Below are 23,670 nucleotides of genomic sequence, written 5' to 3' on the forward strand. Positions count from 1 at the left end.
ACGCCAGGCTTGTCGATAAACTGTGGCCGCGCCTTAAAGCGAGGCGGTTTGTTGATAAAGCGCGCTGAACAGCCTTTGTCGCTGGCGGTAGAAGTCATGGCGATCGGCACGGGGCGTATAGTGGGACTCCAGCGGCAGCACCGGCAACAGCTCCGCTGGCGAAACGCCCGGATGACAGCTCATGCGGGCAAGCCTGGCGGCACCCAGCGCCGGGCCGACATCGCCGCCCGTGCGGTATTCCATGGTTACGCCGGAGATATCGGCCAGCAGCTGCCGCCAGAACGCGCTGCGCGCCCCGCCGCCAATCAGCGTGACGGCCGCCGGCCTGACGCCCGTCGCCTGTAGCGCGGCCATTCCTTCCGCCAGCCCCAGGCTGACGCCTTCCAGCACCGCCATCGCCAGATCTTCCGGACCGTGCTGATGGGTGAAGCCCCAGAACACGCCGGTAGCATCAGGATTATTATGCGGCGTGCGCTCACCGGACAGATAAGGCAGAAAACAGGGCGATTTATCTCCCGGTTGCGCCTTTTCGGCCAGCGCCAGTAGCGCCGCTACCGAAGGCTGCCCGGTCAGCCGCGCCGCCCAGTCCAGACAGGAAGCGGCGCTGAGCATCACCGACATCAGGTGCCAGGTGTCGGGCAACGCATGGCAGAAGCTGTGCACCGCCTGGTCGGGATTGCTGAGAAAGCGCTCGCTGACCGCAAAACAGACGCCGGAAGTGCCCAGCGACAGCATCGCCTGGCCCGGCTGCCAGATCCCGGCACCAATCGCGCCGGCGGCGTTATCTCCCCCGCCCGCCACCACCGGCAGCTCAGAGGGCAGCGACCAGCGCTGACTCAGCTCTGCGGTTATCTGTCCCGTGACTTCGTTGCCTTCAAACAGCGTCGGCATCTGGTCGCGCGTCAGTCCACAGGCGGCCAGCAGCTTATCGCTCCAGACGCGCTTGCCGACATCCAGCCACATCGTGCCCGCCGCGTCGGACATATCGCTGGCGAAATCGCCGGTCATCCGCCAACGTAGATAATCCTTCGGCAGCAGAACATGCGCTATCTGATTAAAGATCGCCGGCTCATGCTCTTTTACCCATAGCAGCTTTGGCGCGGTGAAGCCCGGCATCATCAGATTGCCCGTGATCTTTCGCGCATCCGGCACGCTTGCCTCCAGCTGCTGGCAGGCCCGCGCGCTGCGGCCGTCATTCCACAAAATAGCGGGCCGCAGTACCTCATGCTGTCGTCCCATCAGCACGGCGCCGTGCATTTGCCCGGTCAGCCCGACAGCCCGAACCGCCTTCAGCGACCGCTGTGCGGCCAGCGCCAGCATCACCCGATCGGTGGCCTGCCACCATGCCTGCGGATCCTGCTCCGACCACAAAGGATACGGCCGTGAGACGGTCAGCTTCTCCGTGTGGCTGGCTAATACCGCGTTGTTTTCGTCCAGCAATACGGCTTTTACGCCGGACGTACCCAGATCGATTCCTATATACATGCGTCGCTTCCTCTGGCGTGAGGCTAAAAGACACTAGCGGTAGAGCGCCTGGTTGACAATATTTTCCAGCCGCTCCTGATGGCCGCTGCGGTGTTCCGGAAAGAACGCTGATTTTTCCGTATAGCGCGCCAGCTCCTGCAAAGAGTATTTCCCGGCAAGAATGTCCTGGCCCAGCGGGCCCTTCCAGCCCGCGTAGCGTGCTTCGCGAGCCTGTTCAAGCCGTCCTTCTTCGATCAGACGAGCGGCAATCCGCAGGCCCTGTGCCATCACATCCATCCCGCCAATATGGCCGTAGAACAGATCGTAAGGATCGGTGCTCTGCCGACGAACTTTGGCATCGAAATTCAGTCCGCCGGTGGTGAAGCCGCCCGCTTTCAGGATCTCATACATAATCAGCGCGTTTTCCTCCACGCTGTTCGGGAACTGATCGGTATCCCAGCCCAGCTGCAAATCACCCCGATTGGCATCCACAGAGCCAAAAATGCCCAGCGCTGCCGCTGTGGCAATTTCATGCTGGAAGGAGTGCCCGGCCAGCGTCGCGTGGTTAGCCTCTACGTTGACCTTGATTTCGTTTTCCAGCCCGAACTCCTTCAGGAAGCCATAAACGGTTGCCACATCATAATCATACTGGTGTTTGGTTGGCTCCTGCGGCTTTGGCTCGATGAGCAAAGTGCCGGTAAAACCGATGCGGTGCTTGTTCTCCACCACCATCTGCATAAACCGGCCAATCTGCGCACGTTCCTGTTTAAGATCGGTATTTAACAGGGTTTCATACCCTTCACGACCGCCCCACAACACATAATTTTCACCGCCCAGCTTTTGCGTGGCGGCCATTGCCGCATTAACCTGCAAAGCGGCCCAGGCAAAGATTTCCGGGTCCGGGCTGGTCGCCGCGCCCGCACCGTAGCGTGGATGGGTAAAACAGTTCGCCGTGCCCCACAGCAATTTCACCCCGGTCTGCTGCTGTTTTTCCGCCAGGATATCCGTCATCACCGCAAAGTTATGCAGGTAGTCTTTGACGGAGTGGCCCTGAGGCGCCACGTCGGCATCGTGAAAGCAGTAAAACGGCACGTTGAGCTTATCGAAAAACTCAAAGGCGATATCCGCTTTCGCTTTCGCCTGTTCCAGCTCGTCACCGCCCTTAAACCAGGGCCGATCGAAAGCGCCCGTGCCGAACATATCGGTGCCGGCCCAGCAGAAAGTGTGCCAGTAGCAGGCGGCAAACCGCAGGTGTTCTTTCATGGTTTTACCCAGAATGACTTCATCCGGATTATAAAAATGAAAGGCCAGATCGTTCTGGCTGTCGCTGCCTTCATAAGCAATTTTGGTAATACGATCGAAATAGTCTGCCATGGTCATTATCCTTAAAGATATGTTCAGGAATTAGCGGGAACCCCATCACTATGCAAACAACAAAGCGCGACACTCAATTATAAAATTTCACAAAGCGGCGCTGTAATATCCCAACCATGACCTTAGTCACAAAGTTGCTACCGGCGTGAACGAAGACACCCGTGATCCCTCTCATAAAAAGCAAAACGGGCATAGCGATTACAAAAAATTGTAATTTCTTTGGCGAGTCAGGGAGATTATGTTTACCTCGCGACATTGGGAGTTCAAAAAATAAACGCGTGAAAGTTTATAAAAAGCATCCGTCTTACCTCCAAATATAAACGTGTTTTATCCTGTTTCTTTCTACCCAAGAGGTTTGTTATGGCAATAGCATCCGAGATGAAGGCCAACAATCGTTATATAATCTCTGTCACGCTGGTGGCAACATTAGGCGGGTTATTATTTGGTTATGATACGGCGGTGATCTCCGGCACCGTTTCCTCCCTGGATAAAGTTTTTATTTCGCCCAGAGGATTAAGCGAGTCGGCGGCCAATTCCCTGCTGGGCTTTTGCGTCGCCAGCGCGCTGATCGGCTGTATTATCGGCGGCGTGCTGGGCGGCCCGTTAAGCGCCCGCTTTGGCAGAAAGAAAACGCTGCTGGTGGCTGCCGTGCTGTTCTTTTTATCGGCGCTGGGTTCAGCTTTCCCTGAAATCGGCCACCGCGCCGTCGGTACTGACAGCGGCGTGCCTTATTACCTGTCGGGCTATCTCAGCGAATTTGTGATCTACCGTATCGTCGGCGGGATTGGCGTAGGCCTGGCCTCTATGGTTTCCCCTATGTATATCGCGGAAATTACGCCGGCGAAAATTCGTGGCCGTATGGTTGCCTGTAATCAGTTCGCTATTATTTTAGGGCAGCTGTTAGTTTATTGCGTGAATTACAGCATTGCGCTGTCCGGCAATGCCGACTGGCTGGATACGATGGGATGGCGGCTAATGTTTCTTTCCGGCGCCATTCCTTCTTTATTATTTTTCATTTTATTGTTTGCCGTCCCGGAAAGTCCGCGCTGGCTGGCAGCCAAAGGTATGAATGATAAAGCCGCCGCCATTCTGGAGAAGCTTTTTGGTAAAGCGCAAAGCCAGAAAGAGCTACAGAATATTTTACAGTCGGTTAATACCCGTACCAGCAAAAGCGCTCCGCTGTTTTCTTTTGGCGCTGGCGTCATTGTTATTGGCATTATGCTTTCCGTTTTTCAGCAGTTCGTTGGTATTAATGTGGTTTTATATTATGCGCCGGAGGTCTTTCGCTCTGTTGGCTCCAGTACGGATGTCGCTCTGTTACAAACTATCATTGTGGGCGTCATTAATTTAATTTTTACCACTATTGCCATTATGACGGTGGATAATTTTGGCCGTAAGCCGCTGCAAATTATCGGCGCGCTGGGCATGGCGATCGGCATGTTTACGCTCGGCACCGCTTTCTACAGCAAAATGTCCGGCGTGGTGGCGCTGGGCGCAATGCTGTTTTACGTGGCGTCCTTTGCCATCTCGTGGGGGCCGGTCTGCTGGGTGCTGCTGGCGGAAATTTTCCCCAACCGCATCCGCAGTAAAGCGATGTCGCTGGCCGTGGCGGCGCAGTGGGTGGCAAACTATCTGGTTTCCTGGACCTTCCCGATGATGGATAAAAACAGCACGCTCAATGCGCATTTCAACAACGGTTTCGCCTACTGGCTGTATGGCGTGATGGGGCTGCTGGCGGCGCTGTTTATGTGGAAGTTCGTGCCGGAAACCAAAGGCAAATCGCTGGAAGAGCTGGAATCCCAATGGAAAAAACCCGCTTCAGCCGGACTGAGTGAGAAACTGGCGGACTGACCGGTTCGTGCACGGGAGGCGGCCCATCTTCCCGGGCGGAGTGATTACGACAGCCAGCCCTGGCTAAAAAAATATCAGCTTTGCCATAAAAAACTGCACCTTACTCAGTTGGGTGACCAACTTTTAGGGTGCAGCCCATTTACAACGGGTCTGTGGTTTTTCTTACCGGCGTTTTGTCAAAGGCACAGGCATCGGCTGCTATTTAACCGATGCATTACTTTTCAGCTGCCTTATTGCCGGAACCAGGCTGGTTGCAACGGTAGCGATAACCACGGCAGCAGCGCAACACAGCAGCACGGCGCTATTGCCGTAGCGGATCGCCAGCGGCCCGGCGGCCAGCTCGCCTACGGGAATAGCAACAAAAGACCCCATAGCGTCATAAGCGTAAACGCGCGCCAGCCTGTCACGGGGAATATGCGTTTGTAGCGCATGCGCCCAGACCACGCCAAACTGCCCGAATCCTGCGCCCGCCAGGCAAAACCCGCCCATCAGTGCCAGCGCCGTCGCGCCGGTCGCCAGCTGCAAAACAGGAACGGCACAAAGCGCCACCAGCATGACGCCGATAAACATCGCGCGCTGCGGTCGCCAGCGCAGCGCGACGCACGAGCCGAGGATCAGTCCGATGCTTTGCGCGGCAATCATCATGCCCCAGCGGGTGCGGCCAAAAGAGGCATCGGCGATCACCGGCCCTAACACCATTACCATGCCGGTAAAAGCGGCGTTCACCACTGCAAACTGCACTACCACCGCCCAGACCCAGGCGCGCGCCGTAAACTCGCGCCAGCCGTCGCGCAGATCCAGCCAGAGATTACCCGGCGCATCGACAGGCTGATAGCTAATCCGGATGCACCGATAGAGCGGCGCGGCGGCAGCGAACCCCAGCGCATCAACGGCAAGCCCCCAGCCCGGCCCAACCGCGCTGGTCAACACGCCGCCGAACGACGCGCCAAACACCGTCCCGATATAGATGCCGACCTGAATAAAGGCGTTAGCCTGACGCAGCGTTGGCGAGGGGACGGTTTGCGGTACAAGCGCTGAGGAGGCAGGCAGCGCAATACCGGCCGCTGCGCCGTTCACCGTGCCGAGCAGAACCAGCAGCGGGATAGTCGCCATCCCTTCCAGCACCAGCCATGCCACCACGCCCTGCGACAAAGCAGCCACGGCGGAGGAGGAAAAAAGCACCAGGCTGCGCGAATAGCGATCCGCCAGCACGCCGCCGAACAGCAGAAAGGCAACGTTGAAAATGGAGCGCGCCGCCACCACCAGCCCCAAATCCGCTGCGGATCCGCCCATATCCAGCACGGCGAAAGCCAGCGCAACGGGCGCAATGCTGTTGCCCAGCACCGTAAGGAAACGGGCCAGAAAAAGATTTCTGAACGGCGCATAGCGGAACGCATGTTGTCGGTGCGGGAGTGCGGCTTTAGCGTTCAAACCTGCCTCCCTGCGCACCGCCTTGAGAGCGATTTCGGCTCAGGCAGGGACTGGTGCGATCCCCGCCTCCCCGTGCGCAGCCTTGATACGGGCTGTGGTTTGACGCCGCGCGCCCTGTAATTTTTCTGCTCATGCCGCCAGCTATCGCCTCCCTGCTTTTGCCTTTAACCCTGAAAAAAAGAGGGTGAAATAATAACGGCTGGCTGGCCCGTTGCCTATGCCCTTTTGCCTGCGCTTTTACACCTTGAATCCATAGTGCGAGCCGTCCGGCAGCTCAATATTCAACTGCAGCTTGCCGCCCGCCGCTTCGATATAGCGTTTTAGCGTGGAAAGTTTGATATCGCGCCCCGGCTTTTCCATGCCCGCCACGGTAGGCTGTTTTACCCCCAGCGCCTGCGCCATCTCGCTCTGGGTTTTCTGCACCCGCTCACGCAGTTCAGCAAGCTGAATATCCAGCTGTATCTCTGCGGCCAGCTTTTCCGCTTCTGCCACGACATGCGGTGCTTCTTCCGCCAGCATCTGTTCTAATGTACGCATACGTTACCTCTGGTCCTGTTCAGATAGTCAGTAAACTCCCGATCGGCTATCGGGATCATCACGCGATAAAAACGTTTTTCATTGCCTGTTTTGCCGCCTGCGCAAAGCAGCACGCCGGTTCTCTGTGGGTCAAAAGCGAAAAAGATCCGTATCGGTTTGCCACGGCACTGCACGCGAAGCTCTTTCATATTGCTGTAGCGCGAACCCTGAATGCTGTCGGCCCTGGGACGTGGCAGCTCCGGCCCTCTTGCGCGCAGTACCAGCAGCGAACCCAGCACGGCTGCCCGTTCGTGATCCTGAAGCGTGCTGAACCACCAGTCAAACCTGTCCGTTGTTTTGAGCAACCACATATGCGGCCTCCGTTAATATAGCTCCAGACCTATATAGGTGTAAAACTATAATGACGGCTTTTTTTGTAAGATGCCGCTGCCTGTTTGCTAAAACCAGAAGCGCTTTCCTGAGAAAGCGTGCACGTATGCCTTGCTTGCAGTGTGAATGCAGCGCCGCTCGCAAAACTGCGCCTCGGAAAGCGCAGTTTTCTGCCTGTAACGAATTCTTTTGCGGCCGATCAATAAGCGTTAGAAAGTAACTTATTAGCCTTGAGCAGCGGCTATGTTGGCTGCGCGCGATGCCAAACAGGCTAAGGGTTAAGATGACAACTTTTGAAAAACGCATTCAGGTTAATTTCAGCCAGAGCCAGATGTATAACCTTGTCGCCGACGTCGCCGCTTATCCCGACTTCTTGCCCTGGTGTCGGCAGGTCGAGATCCTTGCCAGCCAACCGGAAGCAAAAATGGTGCGCATCGGTTTGCGCTTTCAGCAGTTTCCTGAACTTAGCCTGACAACCCGCGCCACTTTCCATCCCCCCTCCTCGCTGCATCTGCGGCTGGTAAGCGGTTCCTTTCTGTCGCAGTTTGAGGGCGACTGGTTTTTTGAGGCTACAGGAGAAAAAACCTGTACCGTGACTTTCGCGGTGAAATATCGCTTCGCTAACGGCCTGCTGCGATTGACCCTCGCCCCTTTTTTCAGCCTGATGGTCAGAATGCTGCCGGGCGTATTTATTCAGCGGGCGGAGGAAATTTATTCGCACGCCTGAAGCCAGGATACGGCATCTGCGCCTGCAAACTGCCGCGCCCCTTTTTCCCAATTCTGACTATCCTTATCTTTCCGATACGCTCCTCTGAGAAGAGCGATCGCATTCACCTTTTCAGGCTTGCCTGTATTCAGAGCAATGAGGCAGTGTCGACATGAGTAAGCGCTGCGCACACTGTCAGTGACCTCCCCAATCTGGAGACGACAATGACTCAACTTTATCCTTTGCAGCTCACCGTCAACGGTGAAAGCTGTCAGCTGATGGTCGATCCGCGCACTACCCTGCTGGATGCGCTGCGGGAGCACATTGGTTTAACCGGCTCGAAAAAGGGCTGCGACCAGGGGCAGTGCGGCGCCTGTACCGTGCATATCGACGGCGAACGCGTGCTGAGCTGCCTGACGCTGGCGGCCCAGGCGGCGGGCAGAGATATTACCACCATTGAAGGTCTGGCCGCGCCGGACGGGACGCTGCATGCGGTGCAGGCCGCTTTCCTGCGCCACGATGCCTTCCAGTGCGGTTATTGTACCTCCGGCCAAATCATGTCGGCCGTCGCCTGCATCAAAGAAGGCCATGCCCGTTCCGATGACGAAATCCGCGAATATATGAGCGGGAATTTATGCCGCTGCGGCGCCTATCCCAATATCGTCAAAGCCGTGAAGGACGCGGCGGCCAGCCTGAGCCAGGAGGCCATATCATGAGATCGTTCAACTATCAACGCGCGACCGACGTCAGCCAGGCCACGACGCTGGCCAGCCAGCCAGAGGCGCGTATTCTCGCCGGCGGCACGACGCAGCTGGATCTGATGAAGTGCGGCGTCGAGCGTCCCGCCACGCTGGTGGATATTACGCATTTGCAGGATCTGCATGATATTACGCTCAGCGACGGTGAGCTGACGCTCGGCACCCTGGTAAAGATGAGCCAGGCAGCCGACAGCAAAACGGTAAAAACTTTTGCGCCCGCGCTGGCGGAAAGCCTTTCGCTCGCCGCCTCGGCGCAGCTGCGCAATATGGCCTCGCTGGGCGGCAATATCCTACAGCGCACCCGCTGCAGCTATTTTCGCGATCCGCTGGCCTGGTCCGCCTGCAACAAGCGCAACCCCGGTTCCGGCTGCGCCGCGCTGAACGGCCTGAATCATAATCATGCGGTGCTGGGCACCAGCGACAGCTGCATCGCGCTCTATCCCGGCGATTTTGCGGTGGCGCTGACCGCTTTCGACGCGGTGCTGAACCTGCAAAACAGCGCGGGCGAATTGCGTTCCGTTCCCGTTACCGATTTTTTCCGCCTGCCGTCCGATCGTCCCGATCTTGAACACCAGCTCGCGCCTGGCGAGATGATCGTCAGCCTGACGGTGCCGCGTAGCGCCGCGCTGGCCCGCTCGCACTACCTTAAAGTGCGCGATCGTAGCTCCTACGAATTCGCCGCTGCCAGCGCGGCCGTAGGGCTGGAGATGGAAGAAGATAACCTGACCATCAAAGAGGTACGCGTCGCGCTGGGCGGCGTGGCAACCAAACCCTGGCGCGCTTACCAGGTAGAGCAGGCGCTGAAAGGCCAGCGGCTGGAGGAGAAAACGCTGCGCAAAGCGGCGGAAAAAGTGACGGAAGGCGCCATTGCCCGCCAGCATAACGGACACAAAATTATTCTTGCGCCTCGCGTTATCGCCAGGGCTTTGATGACCGTGGGAGGTCTGGTATGAGCACGCTCGAAACGTCATCGATCGGTCGTCAGCAGGCTTTAGGCAGCCCGCTGGATCGCGCCGACGGCAGGCTGAAAATTCAGGGGCTGGCGACCTACGCTGTCGAAAAATCGCTGGATAATCTCGCTTACGCGGTAGTGGTTCAGTCAACTATCGCCTATGGACGTATTACCGCGATGCATACCGAGCGAGCGCGCCAGTCGCCCGGCGTGTTGGCGGTGTATAACCACGAAAGCGGATTAACCATTCATTCAGCCAAAACCTTTGGCGAAGGCGGCGCGGCGGCGCAGGCTTTTCTGCCGTTGCAGGACGATAAGGTTTTGTGGAACGGTCAGCATATTGCGCTGGTCGTGGCCGAAACGCTGGAGCAGGCCACCGAGGCCGCCGCGCTAATCGAGACGGAGTATGAACAACAGCCGCCTGTGGTGCATCCGACCCACCCCAACGCTAAACCAGAAACGGTGGATGCGTTAACGATTGACTGGGGCGACGCCATCCCCGCGCTGGCCCAGGCGGAGGTGCAGGTAGGCGGCATCTATACCACGCCCAGAGAATATAACTCGCCCATTGAGCCGCACGGCTGTATCGCGCACTGGCAAAACGGCAGCCTGACGCTGTGGGAACCGAGCCAGTGGCCGGGCGGCGCGCGTCAGGTAGTATCGGAATGGCTGGCGATAGATCACGACAAGGTGCGCGTGATTTCACCCTTTGTCGGCGGCGGCTTCGGTTGCAAAGGCGGGATACAGCCGCATAGCGCGCTGGCCTGCGTGGCCTCGCGCGAGCTTAACCGGCCGATTAAACTGGCGCTGACCCGGCCGCAGACCTTTACCGCTTTCGGCGGCAGGCCGCGCACGCATCAGCAGCTGGCGCTGGGCGCCAACCGTGACGGGCTGTTACAGGCTATCGTGCACGACAGCTGGAACGAAACCGCGCTGAACGATGTGCACAAGGAGCCTTGTAATTCCGTAACGGCGCTGATGTACGCCTCGCCAAACTTTTTATCGCACCACAAGCTGATCCACCTGAATACCGTCAATCCAAGCTGGATGCGCGCGCCGGGCGAAAACCCGAGCGCCTTTGCGCTGGAAGTGGCAATGGACGAGCTGGCGTGGGCGCTAAAAATGGATCCGCTGGCGCTGCGCCTGAAAAACTATGCGGAGCAGGATCCGCAGGCCAGGATCCCCTGGAGCTCTCGCCAGCTGCGCGAGGCTTATCAACAGGGCGCCGACGCATTTGGCTGGAGTAAACGTCCTCTTGAGCCGCGCAGCCTGCGCGAAGGCCGCCAGCTGATCGGTTGGGGAATGGCTTCCGGTACCTATCCGGTACGCCGTACGCCCGGCGAGGCGCAGATTGTTTTGTCCGCTGACGGCAGTATTGAGGTGCAGAGCAGCGGGGTGGATATCGGCACGGGCACCTACACTATTCTGGCGCAGACGGCGGCGGACGTGCTGCTGGTTGCGCCGGAAAGCATCACCGTGTCGCTTGGCGATACGCTGCTGCCCCGTGCGCCGGTTGCGGGCGGTTCGCAGCTGGCGAATTTGCTGACTGGCGCGGTGCATAAGACCGCGCAGGCGCTGCGCGATATGCTGATAACGCTGGCGACTGCCACGGAGAAATCGCCGCTGTGGCAGCAGCCGCCTTCCGCTCTCTCGCTGGCCGACGGTTATCTCTGGCTGAGCAACAGCCCGGGATTACGGATTAGCTTTGCCGAGCTGCTGAAGCTTAGCGGCCGCGAAAAGCTGGTAGCGCATCAGGACACTTTCGATAAAACCGCCAGCGAGGAAGATCGCAACAAAGCGGATCGTACTTCCACTATGATGCTGCCGCCTACCGATGGCGGCGTGTCGGCTCACAGCTGGAGCGCTATCTTTGTCGAAGTCGCGGTAGATGAAGACTTCGGCACGGTGCGGGTCAAAAGGATGGTCGGCGCCTTTGATTCCGGCCGGGTTTACAATCCTAAGCTGGCAGAAAGCCAGTGGATTGGCGGCATGGTAATGGGCATTGGCCAGGCGCTGCTGGAGCAGGGACAGATAGACGATCGCGACGGCTGGATAGCCAACGCCAACCTGGCCGACTATCTGATAGCGGTCAACGCGGATATCCCTGAACTGACCACGATTGACGTTGGCAAGCCGGATTACCTGGCTACCGTGCTGGGCGGCAAAGCGGTCGGCGAGCTGGGGATCGTCGGCGTGGCGGCCGCCATATCCAATGCGGTCTGGCACGCCACCGGCAAACGCATCCGCGATTTACCCATCACTCAGGACAAGCTGTTATAACCGCAGGCGGGCTGGCAAACGGCCCGCGATTTTTATGCGGCGCCAGCGCTGTTTCGGCTGGCGTTTTGCTGCCGATCGCCAGCCCTACCGGCGCAAACCGCACCGCCCCCGTCAACGATCGGCAGCGATCCCACTGCCCAAGGCGACGATCCCCAGGTTTTGATGACGATACAGAGCCAGACGGGCCGATCTTTAGTCCAGCTCAGCGCCTGGCGCATAACCCGATCGTTGAGCGACAGCAGGGCTCTCTCCTGCTGGCAGCTGTGAAGGCAGATCGATATCCTGCAAAATTGACGCATCCTGTAGCTCAATCGTATACAGGGGAAACTGCACCAGCAGGCTGCGTGCGCCCTGCTCATCGGTCAAGGCGCTGAGCGCCCTGAAAGCGCAGCGGCCAAACCCCACCGGATGCCCCGGACTGGCGCGAAAAACGGGACGCACGATCCCCTCCTCAACCACTTTACTGGCTACCAGCCGCAGCGTGGCCGCAGAAATAAAGGGCATATCGGCCAGATGGATCAGCCAGCCGTCCCATGCCGCCGTCTGGCGAACGCCGGCGGCGATCGATTCGCCCATGCGGGTATTTTCCACCAGCACCGTCGGAATGCCCTGCTGCTCGCAGTAGTCCCGGATGGCCTGCTGCGCGGGCCGCGTCACCACGCATACCGGCAGGCCGCTCTGCTGCGCCGCCTGGCAGCTGTGAACAAACACCGATTTTACCTGCCCTGACGCATCGGCGAACGCCGCCTGGAGCTTATCGGTTGCGCCACCCGCTTCGGTAAACCGCTGTCCCTGACCGGCCGCGATAACCAGAACGCCGATCGTTTTTTCCCTGTGCTCATGCTTATCCATATCCCATTCCCCTTATTAACGTTCGGGGCTACCAGCGTAGCGCAAATTATCCCCTGTGGGGATGAATTCAGACTGCGCCTGAGCGCGCACGCTTTATTTCAGCTAACATGCTGTTAAGAAAACAATAACCGCCCAGGAGAGACTTATGACGCGGCCACCATCAGGATTAACCGTAGACGAGGCGCTGGATAAGCTGGATGCCCTGTACGAAGCAGCGGTCAGCGCGCTGCGCCAGGCGATTACCACCTATGTCAGCGAAGGCACCTTGCCGGATGCGGCCAGCCGCGCCGCCGGCCTGTTTGTTTACCCGGAGCTGCGCGTCAGCTGGCAGGGTGATGCGGCGGGCCACAAGCTGTCGCGCGCCTTTGGCCGTTTTACCCGCCCCGGCAGCTATGCCACCACCATCACCCGCCCCGCGCTGTTTCGCCACTATCTTTCCGAACAGCTTTCCATGCTTTGCAGCGAGTATCCGGTAACGCTGGAAGTCAGGCCTTCGCAGCAGGAGATCCCTTTCCCTTACGTTATCGACGGCTCCAACCTGGGGCTGGATCGCAGCATGAGCGCCGGGCTGGCGCAGCATTTTCCGACTACCGAGCTGGCGCAAATTGGCGATGAGAACGCGGACGGCCTTTACCAGCCGGGCGAAAAGTTCCCTTTGTCGCATTTTGACGCGCTGCGCACCGACTTTTCACTGGCGCGACTGCGTCACTATACCGGCACGCCGGTCGAGCATTTTCAGTCGTGGGTGCTGTTTACCAACTACACCCGCTACGTTGACGAATTCGTGCGCTGGAGCTGCGAGCAGATAGCAGATCCGGATTCGCCTTACGAAGCGCTTTCCTGCGCGGGCAATATCTGCGTGACTGCCGAAACGCCGGATCCCCAGACCACTATTTCCGGCCTGGCGTGGAAAAACCACCAAATGCCGGCCTGGCATTTAATTGCCAAAGAGGGCCAGGGCATTACGCTGATTAATATCGGTGTTGGCCCCTCCAATGCGAAAACCATCTGCGATCATCTGGCGGTGCTGCGTCCGCATGCCTGGCTGATGATTGGCCACTGCGGCGGCCTGCGTGAAAGCCAGACGATTGGCGACTACGTTCTGGCTCACGCTTACCTGCGCGACGATCACGTGCTGGACGCGGTACTGCCGCCCGATATTCCGGTACCGAGCATTGCCGAAGTGCAGCGCGCCCTGTTTGACGCCACCAAACAGGTTAGCGGCATGCCGGGCGAAGAAGTTAAACAGCGCCTGCGTACCGGCACGGTGGTGACGACGGACGATCGCAACTGGGAGCTGCGCTATTCCGCCTCCGCTCTGCGGTTTAACCTCAGCCGCGCGGTAGCGGTGGATATGGAAAGCGCCACCATCGCGGCCCAGGGCTATCGCTTTCGAGTGCCTTACGGCACGCTGCTCTGCGTCTCCGATAAGCCGATCCACGGTGAGATCAAGCTGCCCGGCCAGGCTAACCGTTTTTACGAAGGCGCGATCTCTGAACATCTACAGATTGGCATCTGCGCGATAGATCTGCTGCGCGCGGAGGGCGATAAGCTGCATTCGCGTAAGCTTCGCACCTTTAACGAGCCGCCGTTCCGCTGAGCAACAGGGCGGAGGTAGAAGCCTCCGCCTGTCAGAGACTGATGTCGCCAAAGCCAGCAGCTGGTATCGCTAAAGTGGTCATTCTTATCTCCGGCGAAAAAGCATAAAAACGCCGCATTAAAACCGGGACGTGCCCTGCACCTCGATCCAGCGACGCTCCAGCGCAGAAACGGCTATCGCCTCCAGCACTTTCGATACCTGTAGCCCTTCGGCAAAGTCTGGCCACATCGGATCGCCCGCCGCGATACCGTTGATTAGATCCCGGATTTCCACCGTTTTTTGATCGTTAAAGCCGATGCCGTGTCCGGCAGAAATGCAAAAGGCAGCATAATCAGGATGCGCCGGGCCGGTCAGAATGGTTTTAAACCCCTGTCGTCCGGCGGCGTCCTCATGCTGATAAAGCGCCAGTTCCGCCATTCTCTCCTGGCTGTAGCGGATCGCTCCTTTCGTGCCGGTCACCACGTAGGTCAGCCCCATTTTGCTGCCGCAGGCGATACGCGACGTTTCAATCACGCCGTGCGCGCCGTTGGCAAAGCGCAGCAGCGCGCTGGCCTGATCTTCGTTTTCTACCTCGCGCAGCACGGCGGGATTTTTTGCATCGGGACGTTGCCCGATCACCGTCTGCATATCGCCAGAAACCTCGCGGATTTCGCCTGCCAGATAATGCGCCATATTAACGATATGCGCGCCCAGGTCGCCAAGCGCGCCCAGCCCGGCCAGCGCCTTCTGACAGTGCCAGTCCAGCGGTGCCTGCGGGCTGGCGAGATAATCTTCATTATGCGTGCCGTAAAAATGCACCACCTCGCCTATCTCGCCGCTGGCGATAATCTCTTTCGCCAGCTGGCTGGTAGGGTTTTTCATATAATTAAAGCCCACCAGCGTTTTCACCCCGGCCTGCGCGGCGGCCCGCGTCATCTCCTCGGCATCCGCCACGCTCAGCGCCAGCGGCTTTTCAGAATAGACATGCTTGCCGTGGCGGATAGCCTCCAGCGCCATTTCTTTGTGCAGAAAATTGGGCGCGCAGATATCCACCACGTCGATCGCCGGGTCTGCCGCCAGCTCGCGCCAGTCCCCTGTCCAGCGGGCAAAACCCAGCGCTGCGGCCTGCGCTTTGGCGACCGCCGGGCTGACCTCCGCCACCATCTCGCGCACGATCTCGCCTTTCAGCGCAAAGACGGTGGCCGCCTGCGCATAAGCAATCGCGTGGCAGCGTCCGATATAGCCGGTGCCGATCAAACCTATCCTGACCTTTTTCATTGGGGTTCCTTACGGGTGAACGAGGCGCGTCGATGGAATGTATATTTCAAAATCCGTCTGAACAATGTGAAAATGAAATAAACGTGATCATGCTGACGAAAATTGCTGCGTTATTCAGCGGTTACATTCACGGATTGCGAGGCGCTACGCAAAGCCTGGCCGACGGCGTTTTTCGCGTCGGGCGATGCCCGCCGCTTAATTGCCGATTAATGCAGCAGTCAGCGAAAAAAGTGCAAACAGGCTTTGACATCGCAAATCGCTATAGATATTATGCGCCCCGTTCCAACAATTCCTCTGTAGTTCAGTCGGTAGAACGGCGGACTGTTAATCCGTATGTCACTGGTTCGAGTCCAGTCAGAGGAGCCAGATTTGAAAAGCCCGCTCAGGGTTACCTGAGCGGGATTTTTGCTTTTTGCCGGGCCAGCGCCGGTTAGCGCGCCGGCCCCTGCCACGCCTCTTGCGCTATATCAGCCACCGCTATTCCGCCCCCATCGGCCTGTTCAACCTCATTAATAAACAGGCGGCGGCGTTCGCCTGCGGGCAGCGAGACAGCCAGCCGCCGCCATGCCGGTTTAAACTGTCCCTGGCGGGAAAAGCTTACCCGTACAGCATCCGCCTCGCAGCGCATCTCCCAGTGCAGCAACAGCGCCCGGCCTTCTTTATAACCCCATGATTCGCCATCATCTTCAAAAAGGCAGCCGTTGGCAGTGCCGATCCCTCTGAGCGGAAACAGAAGCAGCTCACGGCGATCGTCGGCGCGGGCGTCAACATGCTGTAAACGCTCGCTTATCGGCAGCCCCGCTCCGGCACGTACCAGCAGCGGCAGCTTTTCCAGCGGCGCGGCGAGCGTGATCCACTGGCCGCCGCTGTACCACTGGTGCGTGTAAAAGTCGTACCAGCCGTTCGGGTTATCCGGCAGCCACAGGCGCCGCTCGCGCTGCCCCGGCTCTACCACGCTGGCCACCAGCAGGTCGCGACCCAGCATAAACTCGTCGCATTCCGCAAAGGTCTGCGCATCATGCTCATGGTCGAGGAAGGTCGGCCGCAGCATTGGCTCGTCTTCGCTATAAGCCTGCCAGAGCAACGTGTAGAGATAAGGCAGCAGGCGATAACGCAAGGCGATGGCTTCACGCACGGCTGGCGTGACGGCCGGATACATCCAGGGTTCGTTGACGGTGCCGTCATCGTTCCAGGAGTGAATTGTAAACCGAGGATGCATCACGCCGTTTTGCACCCAGCGCACAAAGAGTTCCGCGTCGGGCCTGTCGCCAGCGAAACCGCCCACGTCATGCCCCACGTTATACAGGCCGGAAAGGCTCATCCCCAGGCCCATTCGGATGTTGTAACGAAGCGACTGCCAGCTGGTGCGGTTATCGCCGCTCCAGGTCTGCACATAGCGCTGCATCCCGGCGCAGCCCGAACGAGAGATCAGAAAAGGCCGTTGATCCGGCGCGAAGCGCTGCTGCGCCTCCATTGAGGCCCGCATCATTAACAGCGGCATGACCGGACGAAGATGTTTAATGGCTATCGCTTTTCCAAAGCCGTAACAACGCGCCTCGCCATCCCAGATTTCATATTCATTGTTGTCGTTCCAGCTGGCATCAATGCCTTTTGCCAGCAGCTGACCGGTAAGATTTTCCTGCCACCAGGCGATGGCGCCAGGATGCGTGAAATCGAGGTGGGAACCTTCATCGTCCCAGAACACGGAGCGTTCCGGCGCGTCGCTTTCTGAATCACGAATAAAGAAGCCCTTTTCCGCCACCTCCTGATAGCGAGGGTGATCCTGTAGCAGACAGGGTTTGATATTGGCCGCCAGCCGCAGGCCTGCCCGGTGAAAAGCCCCGGTCATCGCTTCCGGCTGCGGCACCTTGTCATGATTCCAGTGAAAGACATAGCGCTTGTTGTTAATCGAGGTATAGCCGGAAGAGAGCTGGAAAGAGTCGCAGGGGATCGCATGCTGTTGGCACAGCCGGATAAAATTTAACAGCTGGGCCTGCGCATCCGGCGCGTCCGTGTAGTGCATGGTAGAGCCGCTGTAGCCCAGGCTCCATTTCGGCCCGAAGCAGGTTTTTCCGGTCAGCCGGACAAAAGCTTTAGTGACGTCGACCAGCCGCGCGGCGGCAAAAAAGTAGTAATCGATATCGCCGCTTTCCGCCTGCCAGCGCCGATAGGGCGCATGATAATTATCCAGCTCGTTCCCCAAATCAAACCAGCTGCTGCTCAGGTTGTCGTAAAACAGCCCAAAACTGGCCCCGCTCCGATGGGTCAGCGTAAACGGCACGTGCTTATAAAGCGGATCGGTCGAGGCGGCGTTATAGCCCATAGCGTCCAGATTGCGCATCTCAAAACGCCTGCCGTTACGTTGCAGATCGCCCGCTTTTTCTCCCAGCCCATAATAGCGATCGTCGCTCATCCGCCGCTGATAGTGCGCCACGCCGTCGCCATGAGCGTTAAGCAGGTAAGCGCCGCTGGGGCGATCGCTGGCCAGAAACACCCACTCTCCGCCGCTATTCCGATAGTGCCATTCCAGCCACAGCGGCTGATGAACCGTCACCCGCAGCTGCTCCGTCGCGATAATCAGCCTGTCATCCTGCTCCGTCAGCGCGTAGCCCGGCAGGGAGAAACCCGCCAGGCTTTCACGCGGCCGCCCTTCCCAGGGCACATCCTCCTGCGGCGCAATGCTCCAGGTACGCTCCAAAGCAAACTGCCCATGCCGTTTGAGCGTGACCCGGATTAGCGCCTGTTCCAGTACCGACAGGCACAGCAGATGGCGGTTATCCACCCTGAGCTCAATACTATTTTTGTCCGAGGCGTTCAGGCTCCAGTGCTTAAGCGTTTTCATCGTTATCTTCCCTTCAGGCGCGTGCGGCGCGGCGTTCAGCAATAAAAGCGATCAGAAACAGTGCGCCGATCAGATCGAAAAATCCCATCGCGATAAACAGCGGATTGAAGCCGATTTTGTCCGCCGTCAGGCCAATGAGCAGAGAAAAGAGAAAGCTGGCGATCCACGCGCAAGAGCCTCGCATGCCGTTTACGGTTGCCATTTCGCCTTTATCGAACTTTTCCACCACCAGCGCGCTCAGCATGCAGGAGATAATCTGATGCCCGAAGCCGCCCACGGAAATCAAGGCAATCGCGATATAGGGATCTTTGGTAACGGCTACCAGCGCCAGCGATACCATCAGAAACGCGCCGGTGATCGAGCTGGCGACCACGCCGTTGACCTGCGTAAAGCCAAACAGGCGCGTATAGAGGCGCGTCAGATAGCCGCTGGCTATGCTGCCCAGATCGGCGGCCAGAAACGGCAGCCAGGCGAATAAGGCGATCTGCTTTAAATCCATACCCAGATCGTTTGCCAGATAGAGCGGCACCCAAAAACTTAATACGCCCCAGGCCGGTTCGGCCATAAAGGCCGGAATGGCTATCCCGTAGAATCGCTTGTTTTTGCCTACCGAACGCAGCGCGCGAAACAAGCTCTGTTTCACGGCGGGCGGTTCATTATCCTGCTGGATAAGGGCCAGCTCTTTTGCGCTCAGATTGGGATGGTCGGCCGGATTGTGATAAAAAAGCGCCCATAATCCAACCCACGCCATCGCCAGAAAACCGGTAAACAGAAAAGCGCCCTGCCAGCCGAAGGCGGCGTGCGCAAAATAGATAATGGGTGGCGCCAGCATCGCGCCGATGGAAAAGCCCACGCCAGCCCAGCCGGCCGCAATCGGCCGCTCTTTTTTAGGAAACCACTCGCCCAGTACTTTGGCATTGGCGGGCGTGGCCGCCGCCTCTGCGCCGCCCATAACAAAACGCAGGATCGCCAGCTGTAGCCAGCCGCCTGCGCCAGCATGGAGCAAACAGGTCAACGCCCAGACGGTGGCGCAAATCAGGAAACCGATTTTCAGCCCGATAACGTCAATAAGCCAGCCGCAAACCGGCTGAAACAGGGTGTAGGCCAGTTGAAAAGCGCCCACGATCCAGGAATAGTGTTCCGTCGTGATGCCCAGGCTGGTTTTCAGCTCGGGTGCCAGAATAGCTAATGAATTGCGGGTGATATAGTTAACCGTGACGCCGGTTAAAAACAGGATCAGCACCCACCATCGCAGATTGGGGAAGGTACGTTTGCTGCCTGCTGCGCTTATTTGTCGCTCTAAACTGCGGTTCATCTGCTTCTCCCTTTCAATGACACCGCCCTGGCTTTGCGCCTGGCCACAATACTGGTCAACCAATTAAAGGCGAGGTCGTCCTGATTATCAATCGATCTGATACCGTAAAAGCATCAGCTCAGATGCGCCCACAGCCCGCAAGGGCAAGCTGCCGCAGGGACTTACTTCAGCAAAGCAGCACTGGCATCCGAGCTGGAGTGAAGCACAGTTCCTGTCAAGGGTCGCCAGGGTGATAATATATTTGTGATGAGGTTAACCAAATAATCCATTTTGGTTGACTTATTTATGCGGATAACTAATTCTGCCCGTAACAGAGCGGGACACCGTGCGGCCAGCCCGCGCTGTCCGTTAACGTGTGGCGGCACGCGTCGCGTTTAGCTAAGAGCATGGAGGTGAAAATGGAACAAACCTGGCGCTGGTATGGCCCCGAGGATCCCGTCTCGCTGGCAGATGCGAGACAGGCTGGCGCAACGGGCATCGTCACCGCCCTGCACGCTATTCCCAACGGCGAGGTGTGGCCACAAGAGGCGATCCGCGAGCGAAAGACGCTGATCGAAGCTGCCGGGCTGGTCTGGTCAGTGGTGGAAAGCGTCCCCGTTCATGAAGAGATCAAAACCCGTAGCGGGCAGTGCGAGCGGTGGATAGAAAATTATCAGCAAACGCTTCGCAACCTGGCCGCGTGCGGCATCACTACTGTTTGCTACAACTTTATGCCCGTGCTGGACTGGACGCGCACCGATCTGGGCTGGACTTTACCTGACGGGGCAAAGGCGCTGCGTTTCGATCAGATCGCCTTTGCCGTTTTCGATCTGCATCTTTTACAGCGGCCCGGTGCAGAACAGGATTACAGCGCCGGGGAGATTGCCGAGGCCAGAGAGCGGTTTATAACCATGAGCGAGGAAAGCAAGGCTCGTCTGGTGCGTAATATTATTGCCGGACTGCCGGGCGCGGAAGAAGGCTATACCCTGGATCGGCTGCGCGCGCAGCTTCGGCGCTATGCCGCTATCGATAAAGCCCGGCTGCGCGAAAATTTCAGCCACTTTTTACGCCATATTATTCCGGTAGCGGAAGCCGTCGGCGTGCGGATGGCGGTGCACCCGGACGATCCGCCGCGCCCTATTCTCGGTCTGCCGCGCATTGTCTCTGACGCTGAGGACTGGCAGTGGATGGTCGACACGGTCAGCAGCATGGCTAACGGCTTTACCTTCTGTACCGGGTCGCTGGGCGTGCGGGCCGATAACGATCTGGTCGCCATATTTGAACAGTTCGCCCCGCGTATCTATTTTGCCCATCTGCGCGCCACCCGACGCGAAGAAAATCCCGCCAGCTTCCACGAGGCCCCTCACCTGGCGGGCGATGTCGATATGTATGCGGTGGTCAAAGCGATCGCCCACGAGGAACATCGGCGTAAAACGGCTGGCAAAGAAGATCTTATTCCGATGCGGCCCGATCATGGCCATCAGATGCTGGACGATTTGCACAAACAAACCAACCCCGGCTATTCGGCGATTGGCCGCCTGAAAGGCCTGGCGGAAGTGCGTGGCGTGGAGCTTGCAGTTCATCGCGCCTTTTTTTAGTGCCTGCTGAGTGAGCATCATTGTTTAAGGATAATGATTTATGGGCTGCCGGGCGGCATGGCGCGGGCTATTTGCATCAACAATGCAGCGCGCTGTTTCGCGCCGTAGTCTTTGTCGTCCGGCCTGGTCAATTGCTGCCCACAGCTGGCCCGCCCGCTGCCATCAATATGCTATAGTCAGCCGCTCACGGCGGTGATAACACCGGTCAGCCCAGCAACTTAAAAGAACATGATGAAATTAACTCCCTCTCAACAGCGGCCCTACCAGGAAGTCGGCGAAATGCTTCGTAAGCTGATCGCGCAAAAGCCTTACGCCGTCGGCGAGCGTCTGCCGCCTGAACGTGAAATCGCCGAAAAGCTGAACGTGACCCGAACTCTGGTGCGAGAAGCGCTGATCATGCTGGAGCTGGAAAGACTGGTTGAAGTCCGGCGCGGCGCGGGGATTTTCGTACTGGCCGATCGCGCTACGCCGCAGGCGCCTGCGGCGGCGGAAAGCGCCTGTAACGACGCCGGCCCGTTTGAAATGCTGCAGGCGCGGCAGCTGCTGGAAAGCAATATCGCCGGGTTCGCGGCCATCCAGGCCACGCGCGACGATATCCGCAAAATGCGCCAGGCGCTGGAGCTGGAGGAGCAGGAGCTGGCTTCCGGCGCGGTCAATGAAACCGAAAACGGCGACATGAACTTTCATCTGGCGATAGCCCAGGCGACGCACAACAGTATGCTGGTCGAACTGTTTAAGCAGTCCTGGCAGTGGCGCGAAAACAATACCATGTGGAGCCAGCTACACCGCCACCTCGATAACACCCACTACCGTAAAGAGTGGCTGAGCGATCATAAAAAGATCCTCGTGGCGCTGATTAAAAAGGATGCCCGCGCGGCGAAGCTGGCCATGTGGCAGCATCTGGAAAACGTAAAGCACCGCCTGCTGCAGTTCTCCGACGTGGACGATCTCGATTTTGACGGCTATCTGTTTGATTCCTGGCCGCTGGATACGGCCAACGGCCAGGCCGATCTTAGCTGAGATCGCTGCCGTTGCTGGCAATCACCTTCTGATACCAGTAGAACGATTTTTTCTTATAGCGGTTGCCGGTGCCGGAGATAGTGTCGTCCAGATCGACATAGATAAAGCCGTAGCGCTTACTCATTTCGCCGGTGGACATGCTGACCAGGTCGATGCAGCCCCACGGCGTATAGCCCATCAGCTCGACGCCGTCGTCAATCGCTTCCGCCATCGCTTCAATATGCTGGCGCAGATAGTTGATGCGGTAGTCGTCTTCCACCCGGAAGTTTTCATCCGGCTTATCAATGGCGCCCAGGCCGTTTTCGACAATAAACAGCGGCTTCTGGTAGCGATCGTAGAGCTGATTCAGCCCGATGCGCAGGCCGACAGGATCGATTTCCCAGCCCCAGTCGCTGGCCTCCAGGAACGGGTTGCGCGCGCCGCCCAGCAGATTGCCCTGAGCGGACTCCGCTTCCGCAGTTTTATTGATGGTGGTGGACATGTAGTAGCTGAAGCCGATGTAATCCACGGTATGCGCTTTGATTAACGCCATGTCGCCCGGCTGGATATCCAGCGTCACGCCCAGCGATTTCCACAGGCTTTTGGCGTAATAAGGGTAGTCGCCCTTTGCCTGCACGTCGGCGCAGTAGAAGTTAAACGACTGCATCTCTTTCAGCGTGGCCAGCTGGTTAAGCGGGTTACAGTCAAAGGCATAGGCGGTAGCGTAGATAATCATGCAGCCAATCTGAATGGCGGGATTGGTTTCGTGCGCGATTTTCACCGCCATGCTGCTGGCGACAAACTGGTTATGCCACGCCTGGAACTTCGCCTGCGGATCCAGCGCGCCGGTTTTTACCGTCAGGCTCTGGCTCATCATCGGGAAATGTACCGCGCTGTTGATCTCGTTAAAGGTCATCCAGTACTTTACTTTCTGGCCGTAGCGTTCCAGCACCGTCCGGGCAAAGCGTTCAAAATGCTCAATGACTTCACGATTTTTCCAGCCGCCGAATTCGGTGGCGAGATGCAGCGGCATTTCATAATGGGAAAGGGTGATAACCGGCTCGATGCCGTGCGCAAGACAGGTAGCAATCACCTCATCATAATGACGCAGGCCCGCTTCGTTGGGCTGCTTCTCAACGCCGTTTGGATAGATGCGGGTCCAGGCAATGGAGAAGCGATAGCACTTAAAACCCATCTCCTTAAACAGCGCGATATCCTCGCGGAAGCGGTGATAGTGATCGATGCCTTTATGGTTGGGATAGGTGTAGCGGGAAGGGTCCAGGGTGAAATCAAAATCAGGCGAGGAAACGATAGCCAGGCGGGACTTGCCGCCGGGAATGGCGTCCACGATGGAAAGCCCTTTGCCATCCTCGTTGTAGGCGCCTTCTACCTGATTCGCGGCGGTCGCGCCGCCCCACATAAAGCCTTGCGGAAATCTTTCTTTCATTGCATTCATCCTTTTTAAAACGGCAAGTTTTAACGGCAATTGATGACAAGATTTGTACC

The 23,670-nt window shown here is 58.1% G+C and carries 19 protein-coding genes and 1 tRNA gene; 9 read left to right on the plus strand and 11 right to left on the minus strand.

The window, feature by feature from the left end:
- Positions 1-33: 33 nt before the first annotated feature.
- Positions 34-1,485 (minus strand): xylulokinase, encoded by a 1,452-nt coding sequence (xylB, locus tag AB3U87_RS03850; protein ID WP_394148444.1) that lies wholly within the window; start codon positions 1,483-1,485, stop codon positions 34-36.
- Positions 1,486-1,518: 33 nt separating this feature from the next.
- Positions 1,519-2,838 carry a xylose isomerase gene (gene xylA, locus AB3U87_RS03855; RefSeq protein WP_394148446.1) on the minus strand — a complete coding sequence of 440 codons (1,320 nt, stop codon included), beginning with the start codon at positions 2,836-2,838 and terminating at the stop codon, positions 1,519-1,521.
- Between the two features lie 360 nt (positions 2,839-3,198).
- Between xylA and xylE the strand changes: the two genes are divergently transcribed.
- Positions 3,199-4,689, plus strand: coding sequence for a D-xylose transporter XylE (gene xylE, locus AB3U87_RS03860; protein ID WP_253460290.1), 1,491 nt, complete (start codon positions 3,199-3,201; stop codon positions 4,687-4,689).
- A gap of 198 nt (positions 4,690-4,887) precedes the next feature.
- Here the strand turns inward: xylE and AB3U87_RS03865 are convergent, their stop codons facing one another.
- From AB3U87_RS03865 to AB3U87_RS03875, 3 genes are all read right to left on the minus strand, one after another.
- Positions 4,888-6,120 (minus strand): MFS transporter, encoded by a 1,233-nt coding sequence (locus AB3U87_RS03865; RefSeq protein ID WP_394148448.1) that lies wholly within the window; start codon positions 6,118-6,120, stop codon positions 4,888-4,890.
- A gap of 237 nt (positions 6,121-6,357) precedes the next feature.
- The gene (locus tag AB3U87_RS03870; protein ID WP_253460284.1) at positions 6,358-6,657 is read right to left on the minus strand and encodes a helix-turn-helix domain-containing protein; all 300 of its coding nucleotides are present in this window, start codon (positions 6,655-6,657) and stop codon (positions 6,358-6,360) included.
- Complete coding sequence (locus AB3U87_RS03875; protein WP_253460281.1) at positions 6,645-7,007, minus strand: type II toxin-antitoxin system RelE/ParE family toxin; 363 nt, start codon at positions 7,005-7,007, stop codon at positions 6,645-6,647. The genes AB3U87_RS03870 and AB3U87_RS03875 overlap by 13 nt, the downstream gene beginning before the upstream one ends.
- A gap of 302 nt (positions 7,008-7,309) precedes the next feature.
- Here AB3U87_RS03875 and AB3U87_RS03880 point away from each other — a divergent pair, with 302 nt between their 5' ends.
- The 4 genes from AB3U87_RS03880 (at position 7,310) to AB3U87_RS03895 (ending at position 11,722) form a co-directional block, all read left to right on the plus strand.
- Positions 7,310-7,753: a type II toxin-antitoxin system RatA family toxin gene (locus AB3U87_RS03880; RefSeq protein WP_253460278.1), complete on the plus strand. Its 444-nt coding sequence runs from the start codon at positions 7,310-7,312 to the stop codon at positions 7,751-7,753.
- A 203-nt stretch (positions 7,754-7,956) separates the two neighbouring features.
- Positions 7,957-8,448 carry a (2Fe-2S)-binding protein gene (locus AB3U87_RS03885; RefSeq protein ID WP_369895666.1) on the plus strand — a complete coding sequence of 164 codons (492 nt, stop codon included), beginning with the start codon at positions 7,957-7,959 and terminating at the stop codon, positions 8,446-8,448.
- On the plus strand, positions 8,445-9,443 hold the full coding sequence (locus tag AB3U87_RS03890; RefSeq protein ID WP_253460275.1) for an FAD binding domain-containing protein: 999 nt from the start codon (positions 8,445-8,447) through the stop codon (positions 9,441-9,443). The genes AB3U87_RS03885 and AB3U87_RS03890 overlap by 4 nt, the downstream gene beginning before the upstream one ends.
- Complete coding sequence (locus AB3U87_RS03895; protein ID WP_394148449.1) at positions 9,440-11,722, plus strand: xanthine dehydrogenase family protein molybdopterin-binding subunit; 2,283 nt, start codon at positions 9,440-9,442, stop codon at positions 11,720-11,722. Before AB3U87_RS03890 ends, AB3U87_RS03895 begins: the two co-directional genes overlap by 4 nt.
- 32 nt (positions 11,723-11,754) lie before the next feature.
- On the opposite strand, the gene AB3U87_RS03900 is transcribed toward AB3U87_RS03895, so the two are convergent.
- Both AB3U87_RS03900 and AB3U87_RS03905 read right to left on the minus strand, forming a co-directional pair.
- Positions 11,755-11,940: an XdhC family protein gene (locus AB3U87_RS03900; protein ID WP_253460269.1), complete on the minus strand. Its 186-nt coding sequence runs from the start codon at positions 11,938-11,940 to the stop codon at positions 11,755-11,757.
- Positions 11,915-12,574, minus strand: a complete 660-nt coding sequence (locus tag AB3U87_RS03905) for a nucleotidyltransferase family protein (protein ID WP_301251039.1) — start codon at positions 12,572-12,574, stop codon at positions 11,915-11,917. The genes AB3U87_RS03900 and AB3U87_RS03905 overlap by 26 nt, the downstream gene beginning before the upstream one ends.
- A gap of 145 nt (positions 12,575-12,719) precedes the next feature.
- Between AB3U87_RS03905 and AB3U87_RS03910 the strand changes: the two genes are divergently transcribed.
- Positions 12,720-14,174 carry an AMP nucleosidase gene (locus AB3U87_RS03910; protein WP_301251040.1) on the plus strand — a complete coding sequence of 485 codons (1,455 nt, stop codon included), beginning with the start codon at positions 12,720-12,722 and terminating at the stop codon, positions 14,172-14,174.
- A gap of 117 nt (positions 14,175-14,291) precedes the next feature.
- Here AB3U87_RS03910 and AB3U87_RS03915 read toward each other — a convergent pair whose 3' ends face one another.
- Positions 14,292-15,431, minus strand: coding sequence for a Gfo/Idh/MocA family protein (locus tag AB3U87_RS03915; protein WP_394148451.1), 1,140 nt, complete (start codon positions 15,429-15,431; stop codon positions 14,292-14,294).
- A gap of 290 nt (positions 15,432-15,721) precedes the next feature.
- Here AB3U87_RS03915 and AB3U87_RS03920 point away from each other — a divergent pair.
- A tRNA-Asn gene (locus tag AB3U87_RS03920) sits at positions 15,722-15,797 on the plus strand.
- A gap of 64 nt (positions 15,798-15,861) precedes the next feature.
- Here the strand turns inward: AB3U87_RS03920 and AB3U87_RS03925 are convergent.
- A complete protein-coding gene (locus AB3U87_RS03925) occupies positions 15,862-18,273 on the minus strand; it encodes a glycoside hydrolase family 31 protein (protein ID WP_394148453.1) in 2,412 nt (803 codons plus the stop codon).
- Positions 18,274-18,286: 13 nt separating this feature from the next.
- On the minus strand, positions 18,287-19,588 hold the full coding sequence (locus tag AB3U87_RS03930; RefSeq protein WP_301251059.1) for an MFS transporter: 1,302 nt from the start codon (positions 19,586-19,588) through the stop codon (positions 18,287-18,289).
- Between the two features lie 398 nt (positions 19,589-19,986).
- Between AB3U87_RS03930 and uxuA the strand changes: the two genes are divergently transcribed.
- Together uxuA and uxuR are read left to right on the plus strand one after the other, a co-directional pair.
- Positions 19,987-21,165, plus strand: a complete 1,179-nt coding sequence (gene uxuA / locus AB3U87_RS03935; RefSeq protein ID WP_394148455.1) for a mannonate dehydratase — start codon at positions 19,987-19,989, stop codon at positions 21,163-21,165.
- A gap of 231 nt (positions 21,166-21,396) precedes the next feature.
- Entirely contained in the window at positions 21,397-22,185 is a 789-nt protein-coding gene (gene uxuR / locus AB3U87_RS03940; protein ID WP_394148567.1) for a Uxu operon transcriptional regulator, read from the plus strand.
- On the opposite strand, the gene AB3U87_RS03945 is transcribed toward uxuR, so the two are convergent.
- Positions 22,178-23,611, minus strand: a complete 1,434-nt coding sequence (locus tag AB3U87_RS03945; RefSeq protein ID WP_394148457.1) for a glycoside hydrolase family 1 protein — start codon at positions 23,609-23,611, stop codon at positions 22,178-22,180. The genes uxuR and AB3U87_RS03945 overlap by 8 nt on opposite strands.
- Between the last annotated feature and the right edge of the window lie 59 nt (positions 23,612-23,670).

It is taken from the genome of Erwinia plantamica (assembly GCF_043420595.1).
In the GTDB taxonomy this organism is placed as follows: Bacteria; Pseudomonadota; Gammaproteobacteria; order Enterobacterales; family Enterobacteriaceae; genus Erwinia; species Erwinia aeris.